This is a genomic window from Candidatus Borrarchaeum sp., from assembly GCF_019058535.1.
Taxonomy (GTDB): domain Archaea; phylum Asgardarchaeota; class Sifarchaeia; order Borrarchaeales; family Borrarchaeaceae; genus Borrarchaeum; species Borrarchaeum weybense.
Map to the genome: position 1 here is coordinate 1 of NZ_JAHPYX010000064.1, position 11,255 is coordinate 11,255.

General features: G+C 34.3%; 6 protein-coding genes. 3 read left to right on the top strand and 3 right to left on the bottom strand.

Annotation, left to right across the window (positions count from 1 at the left end; translation table 11 throughout):
- Positions 1–54: 54 nt before the first annotated feature.
- The 3 genes from QVB70_RS03470 to QVB70_RS03480 form a co-directional block, all read right to left on the bottom strand.
- Entirely contained in the window at positions 55–1,587 is a 1,533-nt protein-coding gene (locus QVB70_RS03470) for a 6-pyruvoyl-tetrahydropterin synthase-related protein (RefSeq protein ID WP_287583420.1), read from the bottom strand.
- A gap of 133 nt (positions 1,588–1,720) precedes the next feature.
- The gene (locus tag QVB70_RS03475; protein ID WP_287583422.1) at positions 1,721–4,081 is read right to left on the bottom strand and encodes a YfhO family protein; all 2,361 of its coding nucleotides are present in this window, start codon (positions 4,079–4,081) and stop codon (positions 1,721–1,723) included.
- A gap of 561 nt (positions 4,082–4,642) precedes the next feature.
- Complete coding sequence (locus QVB70_RS03480) at positions 4,643–6,445, bottom strand: glycosyltransferase family 39 protein (protein WP_287583424.1); 1,803 nt, start codon at positions 6,443–6,445, stop codon at positions 4,643–4,645.
- 64 nt (positions 6,446–6,509) lie between these two features.
- Here QVB70_RS03480 and QVB70_RS03485 point away from each other — a divergent pair, with 64 nt between their 5' ends.
- The 3 genes from QVB70_RS03485 to QVB70_RS03495 form a co-directional block, all read left to right on the top strand.
- Positions 6,510–7,865 carry a glycosyltransferase family 39 protein gene (locus QVB70_RS03485; protein WP_287583426.1) on the top strand — a complete coding sequence of 452 codons (1,356 nt, stop codon included), beginning with the start codon at positions 6,510–6,512 and terminating at the stop codon, positions 7,863–7,865.
- Between the two features lie 85 nt (positions 7,866–7,950).
- Complete coding sequence (locus QVB70_RS03490) at positions 7,951–9,108, top strand: glycosyltransferase family 4 protein (protein WP_287583427.1); 1,158 nt, start codon at positions 7,951–7,953, stop codon at positions 9,106–9,108.
- A gap of 34 nt (positions 9,109–9,142) precedes the next feature.
- On the top strand, positions 9,143–11,255 hold a 2,113-nt coding region (locus QVB70_RS03495), incomplete at its 3' end, for a 3'-5' exonuclease (protein WP_287583429.1).

Sequence of the window (11,255 nt, forward strand, 5' to 3'; positions counted from 1 at the left end):
CACAAATGTAGTTTTTGATACCAACGAGAGAATTACACAAAAAATTAACGAGTTTTATAAGACTTTTTTTCCAATAATAGAAGAAGAAACTACATAACTGCGTCCAGAATTCCCAAATCTCATGATTTTATGGTAACCAGTCTGTGTATCAAGCCAATTATAGGCACCTAACCATTCATCATCAACTAACCAATCCAAAGGTCTGTTTTTGGAAACTAAGGTTCCTGGCCATAGATCAATGATTATAATGACCATCAATATTACGATTACCCTTTTTTGAATTCTTGGATTCGACTTAAGTTTCATAAGATACCCTGAAAATGGTTTTTGTATATTCTTTATTGATGAAATTGCAATGCCAGATAATACTGATGCCACAAAACTAACTAGTATGAGGAATCGATACGGATATTCAAGACTGACAATAAAAGGAATTGCAGTATAGAATGGAAGTTCTGATCCGAGTACAAGAAAGAACGAAAAAAGCAACAATGCAGTATATACGATGGTTGACCTAGTTCTACGCAGAAATATCGCTGCAAAAGCTATTCCCAATATAGAATCCCCAATATATACAGGAAACGGTTGATAAACGTTTACAAAATCTCTTGTCAGAATTAAGGGTAGAGATATAGGATATCCTAGCCAATGTGAATCAAAGATTCTTGTATTTGCTCCAATACCATCTATAAAGTAAGGTATAATGAAGAAGGAAGACAGACCTAACGCTACGACTGTTGAAATTAAGCATATGCGACCTATTAAGTAGATATTTTCAAATTTGAACTTAATAGCACAGGAAAATAGAAGATAAAAAAATACCAAAAGAGAGACCATATATCCGGCTCCTTGATGAGAAAGGAATACCCCAGCCCAACAAAAACCTGCTAATATCGCATACACTTGTTTTTCTTTTCTAATGGCTAATTCAAAAGATAAGAATAATAAAGGAAGAAAAATCAACACCAAACTGCTAGCAAGATGTCCATACTTCGTTAATAGAGGAAATTTATAGTAGATAAGGGTATAGGCTACCCCTCCCACTATTCCTCCAAGTCTATCCTCAGTAATGACATATACAAGACCATACATGGCGAGGGGAGACATTATACATGCAAGATACAGAGCCAGTTTAGAGCCAAGCATCCAATCTGTTCCCAAGGAAAGTAAAGCAGCAAAAACATAAAATAGAGGGCCATAAAATTCCAGAAATGGATATCCTGAATACCAATAGGGACACCAAAGTGGATAAAAGCTTCCATTTAGCCACGCTTTCCTAAGATACCACACCTTAAAAGCATGAGTAATACCATCAGCATGAATATAACCAGGACCTATTAAAGTGAGATTCGCCAATGCGGCAATTAGAATAATGAAACCAAGTGCAAATCGATGAGAAGTAGTCATTAATTCAACGAAGGTTGTTACATCGTGCCATAACAATTCAGAAACCACCAGTATAATAACTGCTAAGCAACTCAAAAGAATAGGCCAAATTAAAGAGAAGGGAAGAAGTCCATATCGCCAAAGGACTAATAAAATTTGTGAAAGACTAAGAATTCCAATTCCTGAAAGAGAACCACGCATAGTTTTGAACTCCGGTTCTAAATTTACATTCAAGGATTTAGTTAGTATTTTCTTCAGCTTACACAGCGATTAAGTTAATATCTAAATGATTCTTTTTGAAGATGAGATGAAAGCTAGCGTAAAAAGTCTTAGTTTAACTTTTTTTGAGATCTTGATTAACTTTTTTTCCTTTGCGTTTTCTGAATATAATCAGTTCTATAGTTTCTTTAAATGTCTGTCGAGAAGGCCAGGCCATCATAAAAAGTGACACCAGAAAGGTACTTAATGTGATAACTATTCCGACAGTTTTCGGCGTATTTAAACTATATTTAAGTGAGATGTTATGTGTTCCAGCCTTATCAATGTATAAACACATAAAATTTGGTTCTGCAATTAAGATATTACTTTCTGTCCCATCAACCAAGGCTTTCCAGCCAGGAAAGTAGCTAAAACTGAAATATACAAAAGAAGGAGCAGAGATATATACCTTTGCAGAGATCGTGTTCTCCTTAATCTCTAGTTCAAGTGTATCGGAATTGAAGTTACTTTTATCATCTATAAAATCCTCAGGCAAGTTAAGTGGGACATTTGATTCGTAATCAAATTTTGTTGCCTTAAGAAAAATCGTTTTTGAAGGATCATAATCTGGATCTGTTACATAAGAATAATATTCATTGATTTCATTATCTGCTTCAACAAGTGCAGCTGCTTGAGAAATAATAACAGGCGAAGTATATTCGTTATATTCTAGAATCATTACGTTGCCATTAGTCTGCATTATATCCAATTTAGAAGATTCAATCAAGTATTTAGCATAACTACGAGAACTATCTATAATCAAATATCTGACACCTAAAAGTCTTAAGGGAGTTAGTAATCCCTTTCTAGGAGTATTTTTTAAAGATTTTATGTCTCCCTCAAATTTGATTTTAAAAGATGAATACTCTTGATTCTCAGCTTGACCAAACGCACCAGCAGTATCGAATGTATTCCCTATAATGGCATGATAAGCATAATTAGGAGGACCTCCTCTATCTAATCTGATGATTTTGTGATAACCGGGATGTTCATTAAGCCAATTATAGGTATTTATCCAGTTATCATCAAGCATCCAAGATAAGGGGCGATTTTTGGAAATTAATGTCCCCGGCCACAAATCAATAACTATGATAACCATCAACACAACGATTAAGTGTTTTTGAAGCTTACGCTTTGATTTAAATTTCTTTAAATAGGCTGAAAATGGTTTTTGTATATCTTTAAGTGAGGCGATTGTGAGACCAGATAGTACTGATGCCACAAAACTAACTAATAGTAAAAAGCGATAAGGAAAATAATCTAGGCTAGTAATAAGAGGAATTTCGCTATAAAACGGAACTGCTGAGCCTAGAACAAAAAATAAAGAAAAGAGTAAAGAAGCAGTGTAAACAATCGATGCTCTATTTCTTCGAAGAAAGATTGCTAAAAACGCTATTATCAGAATTGAATTCCCTATGTAAATAGGAAATGGTTGATTGATGTGTACAAAATCTCTCGTGAGAATTAAAGGTAAGGATATGGGGTCTCCTAGCTTTCCAGGGTATACAAATAATCTCGTATTTGCTTCAACACTATCAAGCAGGTAAGGTATTAAAAAGAAGGCAGATAAACCCAATGTTATAGTCCCTGAAATCAAGGCTAATCGCCCTATGAAGTATATATTTTCTAAATTAAACTTAATTATACTTGAGATTATAAGATAGAATATTACTAAAAAAGAGATCATATATCCGTCTCCTGCATGAGTAAGAAAAATTCCCGCCCAACAAAAACCTGCATATACAGCAAAAATGTGTTTTTCTCTTTTAATAGCTAATTCCAAGAATAAGAATAATAATGGCAGAAAAAACCATTCTAAACTGCTAGCAAGATGCCCAAACTTGGTTAAAAGAGGAAATTTATAGTAAGTAAGAGTATATGCTAGCCCTCCTACTATTCCTCCCAATCTATCTTGAGTAATAACATAAATAAGACCATACATAGTCAGAGATGATAATATACACGCAAAGTAAATTGCAAACTTAGAGCCTGTCATCCAGTCTGTGCCTAAGGAAAGTAAAGCGGCAAAGACATAGAAAAGTGGACCATAAAATTCCAAAAAAGGATACCCTGAATACCAGTAAGGACACCATATTGGATAGAAAATTCCATTCATCCATGCCTTTCTTAAATACCAAACTTTGAATACATGAAAAATACCGTCTCCATGGATATTACCCGGGCCTATTAAGGAAAGATTCGCTAATACTGAAACGAGAATTATAAAACTAAGAGCATATTTATGTGATGTAGTTATACACTCAAGGAATCGAGTTACCTCCTTCCCTATTAGTTCTGAAATCGCAAGAATGATAACTCCAATACAAATTAAACTAATTGGCCAAACAAAAGACAAAGGAATGATTCCATATCGCCATATAACTAGCAATACATGGGATAGACTAAGAACACCTAATCCGAAAAGGACACCGCGCATAGATTGCTGAACTCCAATCTAAATTTTATTCACGTTTCTGTAAAGATAATTTTATTGTTATCAAAGTTAACTAGATTACTCATAATCTTATCCGATTTTCATAATGTCATCTTCATTACTCAATGTGAGTTCGTCCATTTTTTCTCAAGTTATTTTATCATTTCTTCGCAAGAAGACCCCTCATCGTGTTGGGGGGATGAAGTGCATTACTATTTTCACTTTCACCCATGTCACTCTAAATTTTAAATAGGTTTTCGCACACATATGACATGTGTCTACCTGCAGGCAAGAGGTCGGCATGCGAGTACCCTTCTGAACCCTGTATGCCGTAAAGCCCAGTGGGTCTGGAAGGGGACACATTAGGGCAGGGACTACCCGATTTAAAGCCTGTGTTAAGCCGATACCAGGTAACGGTATGGTTAGAGACGCCGCAGGTCGTCTGTGAAGCAGGAAGCCATTCCACTTGTTGGATGGTAGTTCACTAATCTAACTTTGTAAAATCTTTAACACAAATTCAAATATCTGGCCGAAAAAGCACATTGTTTCTCAAAGAATCGCCAGTTAATCAAAAGGAGATGCTGGCGTAAATTTGGACCATTGAATCAAATATATGATTACTTTAGGCGAATTTCTTAAGTAAATTACTTCTACATAAGAAGGTGCTGTATCTGGATCAGAAAGCCAAAATAGGATATTATCTGAATATCCAAAAGGCCCAAAAACGATATGGGTTATGTTGTTTGCCTTCATATAAGTCATTAATTCCGTGACATATGCTTGTTTATTGTTTCGAAAGTATTCATTATATATTCGTTGAGACGGTGCGATACACTTTCGTTGCGAATAATACTCAAAATCAAAGTTTTTAAATGCCATCACTTTAGCTTGCGGATCACTAGTTTCTTTAAACCAAAGAGCAGCCTCGATATATTCTCTCCATAATGGAGATGTAACAACCATGTCATCAGTTGATAAATAATCATTATTTGCTAAGCCGTCTGCTACAATATTCGGAAATAGAATTACAGTGATAAACATAATGCTTATGATAAGACTGCATGATCTATGAAATGAGAGTAAGAAACCCTTTCTAAAATAGTTAGGATACCGATAGTAAAATTTTCGTAAAACGGAAATTGAAGAATCCCTGATTTTAAACAACCCAATCCACAAAAAGGGTGTTAGCAAAGGAATAATTGGATAAAAATAGCGTGATTTATAATAAATAATGTTCACCAAAAATATAAGCAATATAATAATGGAGAGTAGGGTAACCCTCGTAAATAGCCTGTTCATTCGATAGCCGATCACAAGTCCAACTAATAAAATTTGGAAGATAATGATTGAAATGATGATAGCATAAGGAGTTACCTGATACTGATTAATTAGATCGAATCCTAATACCAACCCAGGTATTTGTACGAAATAATAAAGTAGAAGTTTAAAGACACCTTTTGTTTTAAAATATACAAAATAAATTAATGCAAAAACATAGAAGGCAGAAATGCTACATGCAACAAAAATACCAAGCTGTTTTTTTATTCCAAAATATTTGTTTCTATAATGAATTATCAAACATATTATTACACTAGAAGCGGTTAGGACAAGGAAAAGCAAAATATAGGTCAATAAATTGACATGGATAACGGGAAAAGAAGAAATATTAATAACAGAAGTAGCAGGGTCTAAAACACCAAATTGAATATAACTCCAAAGAAACCATGGAAATAACATGATTGTTACTCCCATAAAAAATCCAATAAAACCCTTAAACTTGACTGCCAAGTTGCCCTTTGTTACAAAATACAGTAGAATAACCATGAGGACAAGATAAATCCCTATTTGTCGAAATAAATATGAGAGCCCACAAAGTATGCCTGTAATTAATGTGAGATGTATATTTGTTTCAGATTTCTCAGACTTTTGAACATTACAGACGACGAAATAAGTACTAAGAAATGAGAGAAATGTGAATGGAACATCTGTCATAATCCAGTAGGAAAGATCAAAAAGCCTATGATGAAACGTTAAGAAAATTGCAGTAATCAAACCAGTCTTTTCTCCTCCAAGTTTTTTGCCAAAAGAAAAACCAACAAAAGGTATTAAACTTGTAAAGATAACTGTCAACAACCGCGCAAAAAATGGATGCTGACTATTTAGAATTATAAAAATAATGATCAATATAAAAGCGTAGCCTGGTTTGGTACCTGGGTCTTTAGATCCTGCAAGAAAAGAGGGTGCAATTAGATGCATAGCTTCATCTAATCCATAAACCCATTTTTGCATGGGAATAACCCTAATAAGAACAGAAACGCAAAAAAGCACTAATAAAATAAAAGTGTTAGACCGCCAGATTTTAGACATTACACAACCTCGTTGCCCAAGATGGAAAGAACAAGGCTATAAGAAAGTTATGGTGCTATCAAGAGTGAGAATCTTCTCAATTCGCAATAAATTTAAAGATATCGCAGATTTCATTATAAATTTAATTTGGAATGACAAAACTAGATTTAAGTTATTTCTTCTTACTTTTATAATATACTCAGTTTCAATCGCACATTATTATTCTCCTGATGAATCTAGCTATTGGTTATTAACAGTATCAATCACCGATTTCCAGAATTTGTATGTCGATCAAGCACTGGAAATATACACACCTTGGAAATTAGAATCAAGAATGGGCATTGGTTATTATAATGGACATTATTACTCCACATTACCACCAGGCCAATCTTTTATCGCCATTCCCTTCTTTTTAATCGGAAAAGGAATCTGGATACTATTAAATTCCCTAGGAATAAATTTATCTTACATTTCAGTTACATACGTTCCAATGGCGATGCTTAGTTCAATCTCCGCTGCTTTAACCATTGTACTGTTTCATAATCTATTAACTGAACTGGAATTTAATGATAATTCCGCTCTTTTTACATCAATAACACTAGCTTTCGGCACGACCTCATGGATATATGCTAAGACTTTCTATGCCCAATCATTATCTATGTTCTTGAATTTCTTTGTGGTATATCTGGTTATATTAAATACAAAATATGAGAAAACCAATGGACATTTTTTCGCAGGCATTATTATGGGGATAGCAGTTACTGTAAGGTTCTCAAATATTCTCATAAGTATACCTATCTTGATTTATTTTGTATTAAAATCACAAATAGTGAAAACCTTCATTCTTTTTATTATCGGAACAGTTCCTGCCCTTTCATTACTCCTTTTCTATAACTTTCTATGTTTTGATAATCCATTTATTATGGGATATTATTACGATCTTCTTTATGATTATACTTCGATTTCTTCAGTATTTTCGACAAACCCTTTCTTTGGCTTATATGGGCTTCTATTCAGCCCTGGAAGAGGTTTATTTATCTATTCGCCAATTTTGATTTTGTCAATTCCTGGATTTTTCTATTTCTTTAAATCAAATAAAGAAGAGGCAACGTTGTTTATCCTTTCATTCTTTGCCATTCTTTTATTCTATTCAACATATACATGGTGGCATGGTGGACTGTCTTTTGGTCCTCGATTCTTAACAGATATTCTTCCATGTTTTGTATTGCCGTTAGGAAAAACTCTAGAAAAGTTTTCATCCAATAGGTATTTTTGGGTTTTCTTTTACATATTACTCGGATTTAGTATATTCACGCAAATTATTGGTGTCCTCACATCACCTTTGGCAGGGATCCAAGAATATGCTCTGCCTGGAAAAATAAGAGATCTAGCTCAGAATGGACCTGATATTCTTATCTATAACCTCATAAAAAACAATTGACTTTAGAAGAATAATTGAGTAATACAGTTTGTAAAATCTATCTTACGTTTTATAAATACTTAAAAACGGGAGAGCGGACTTTTCAATGAAAATTGCTTTCTTGATGCACTATTTCAAATCACCAGATAGTAGAGGCGATTATGTCAGGAAAATTGTACTGGGTTTAGAGAAAATGGGTCATAATGTAACTGTATTTGTTACGGGACCATGGTATGATTCTCAGGCGCTCAGAACTCTATCTGATTATAAAGTGTTTTCTTTTCCACGAATTCTTTCAAAAGTACCTCTTCTTCATGAAATCTCTTTGACTCCTTATCTTAAAAAAGCATTGCGTTTTCTAGGTCAGTATGATGTGTTCTGTGTAGAAACACACTCGTTTATTGATTTTTTATTGGTTTTTTTAATTAAACGCCTTTATAATAAACCTTGTGTATTTGATCATCATGGTCTTACATTTTCTGTTTATAAAAGAGGTTTAGACAAACTTTCACTTATAAAATATGATGCAATATTCAAATTTTGGCTGTCATTTGTACAATTTAATCGAATTGTAACGCATAGTTCATATATTAGGGATGAAGTTAAGCAGCGTTATCGTATAAATAGTGAAGTTGTACCTCATGGAGTCGATTTAAATAGATTTAATCCTAATATATCTGGGAAACATATTAGAGATCTCCTTAATATAGGAGATGCTACCGTAATACTCTATGTGGGTCGTCTTGAGGCTCATAAAGGATTGCATTGCCTTTTAAAGGCAGTAAAATTAATTAAAAACGATCGAAAGGATGTAAGAATTAAAATAATAATTGTGGGGAGCGGAAGGGAAAGAAAAAGCCTTGTGAAGATTACAAAAAGACTGAATATAACAGATAGAGTAATATTTTCAGGTCGCGTTTCTGAGGAGGAATTACCAAGTTATTATGCTGCAAGTGACATTTTTGTCATACCAAGTCTCTACGAAGGGTTTGGGTTACCGATTTTAGAAGCTCAAGCATGTGGGTCACCTGTTATTGGCTCAGATTGTACGGCAATTGCTGAAACGATTGGTCTGGGAGGAGTCGTATTTGAACCAAATAATGAGGTTTCGTTAAAGAATGAGATCTTGCGACTTATTGACGATAAACAAACGTACAATAAATTCGTGGAAAAAAGTTTAGAAAATGTAGAGAAATATCGTTGGCAAAACGTTATTGATAGAATTGAAAAAATATTAAGGAACGCTTCAAATAAAGATAGTTGATTTCAGAATTAGAAATAACTTTGAGGAGAAATACATGGATTTCTCAGAAACTACACTTGATCAGTTTTTTGAATCTTATGAACCACAAAAAAAGAAAGAAAAATCCTCAAAAGAAGAGAAAATAACTGAATTAGAGGCTAAAGAACTAACAACTAAAAAGACAGATTTTTTGCTTTCAGTTGAATATGATGGAAAGACTAGTTGTGCGGCGGCACGATTTTATGATCCAAGAAATCAGTCAATTTATTTCTGGCATGACTACTCAGAACATCATCCTTATTGCTTTTCAAATATTTCCATTGAAGAGCTGAAAAACAACTCTAAGATAACGAACCATACAGGATTTTTGGATATGGAAACGGTTGAAAAAAAGGATCTTTTGCAAGATAGGTCTATAAAAATGACAAAAATAATTGCTAAAGACCCACTTGCAATAGGTGGGAGAACAGGGGCTATTCGAGAGTTACTACCAACGGCGTGGGAAGCAAATATTCCATATCACAAATGTTACATAGCGGATTTAGAGTTAACACCCGGTTTGCCTTATGAAGTCTTTGATAACCAGCTTAATAGCGCAGCAATCGTGCCGGCAGAGATTAAAGAAGAAATTAGGCGACTATTTGAAGATGAACCAAAAGAAGTGAAAGAACTGCTGGAAGAGAATGTATCTCTCTTTTTATCACCCATACCTGATATAAAACGTGTGGCTATTGATATTGAAGTTATCTCACCTTTTGCAGACGCAATTCCAAGACCTGAACAAGCAAATTTCCCTGTTGGGTGTGTCTCTGTTGTAGCATCGGATGGGCAAAAGCGAATACTAATCCTTGAAAGAAAAGATGTGGAAATTGGAGACGCCAAAGATAACCTTGAAGATGTAAGGATCGAGTATTTTTCAAAGGAAAAAGAACTTCTTCGAGAAATATTTCAGATCTTCAACGAATATCCAGTTATTTTAACGTATAATGGTGACAAATTCGATATGCCTTATTTGTATTATCGGGCTCTTAACCACCTTGGATTTCGAAGAGCTGACATCCCATTGATCATTAGAAAAGATTTTGTTGCTCTGTCGAGAAATATCCATGTAGATCTTTACAGGTTCTTTAACAACCGAGCTGTTCAGATATATGCATTCTCTGCAAAATATAAAACTACTGACCTCAATACCGTAGCCAAAGCGTTATTAGACATCGAAAAAATAAAAGTAGAGCACCCACTTTCGAAGTTGCCTCTATTAGATTTAGCCAGTTATTGCTTTAGAGATGGAAAGATTACCTTAGACCTTACTCGCTATAGTGAAAACCTTGTCTGGAAATTGATAATGCTACTGATGAGAATTTCCCATTTGTCTCTTGAAGATGTTACGCGTCAAAGTGTATCTTCTTGGATTCAAAATCTGTTTTATTATGAACATAGAAAGAATGATTATCTGATCCCATTACCAAACGACATCAAGGAGGCAAAAGGAGGAGAGGCTTCAACGCAGGCAATAATAAAAGGAAAGAAATACAAAGGTGCCATTGTTATTGACCCCTTGCCGGGCGTTCATTTTGACGTTGTTGTCTTGGATTTTGCATGCTTTTCGGAAGATACTGAAATACTTACAGACGATGGCTGGCATACATTAGCTAGACTAAAGAACACTAATCGTTCTCCAAAAATTGCAACTGTAAATATTTCTGCAGGTGAGATAGAGTTTCAAGAACATCAAAGGATTTTTGAGTATGATTACGAAGGAGAGATGTATAATTTCTCAATCAAAGGTGGTTTAGATCTACTAGTTACACCAAATCATAGAGTGGTGTTCAACAGAAGAACTAATGAAAGAAAAAAAACGGTTTGGGAAAATAAGCTTGAATTCGCAGAAGCACAAGAACTAAGCGAGCGCAGTTGGTTCAGAATTCCTTCTTTTGGCAAATGGGTCGGTAAGTCTGACAATATTATCATAGGAAATAATGTTTTTTCGCCAGAGAAATTTCTTCCCTTTTTAGGATGGTTCTTAACTGATGGATCTATTATAACAAAAGGTATTCAAATCTCTCAATCAAAAACGAAAAACTTTCACCACATAAGATCCGCTTTAACACATCTTGGTTTTCCATTCAAAGAATATGAATATACTAGGCGTGGAAAAAACCATAGAG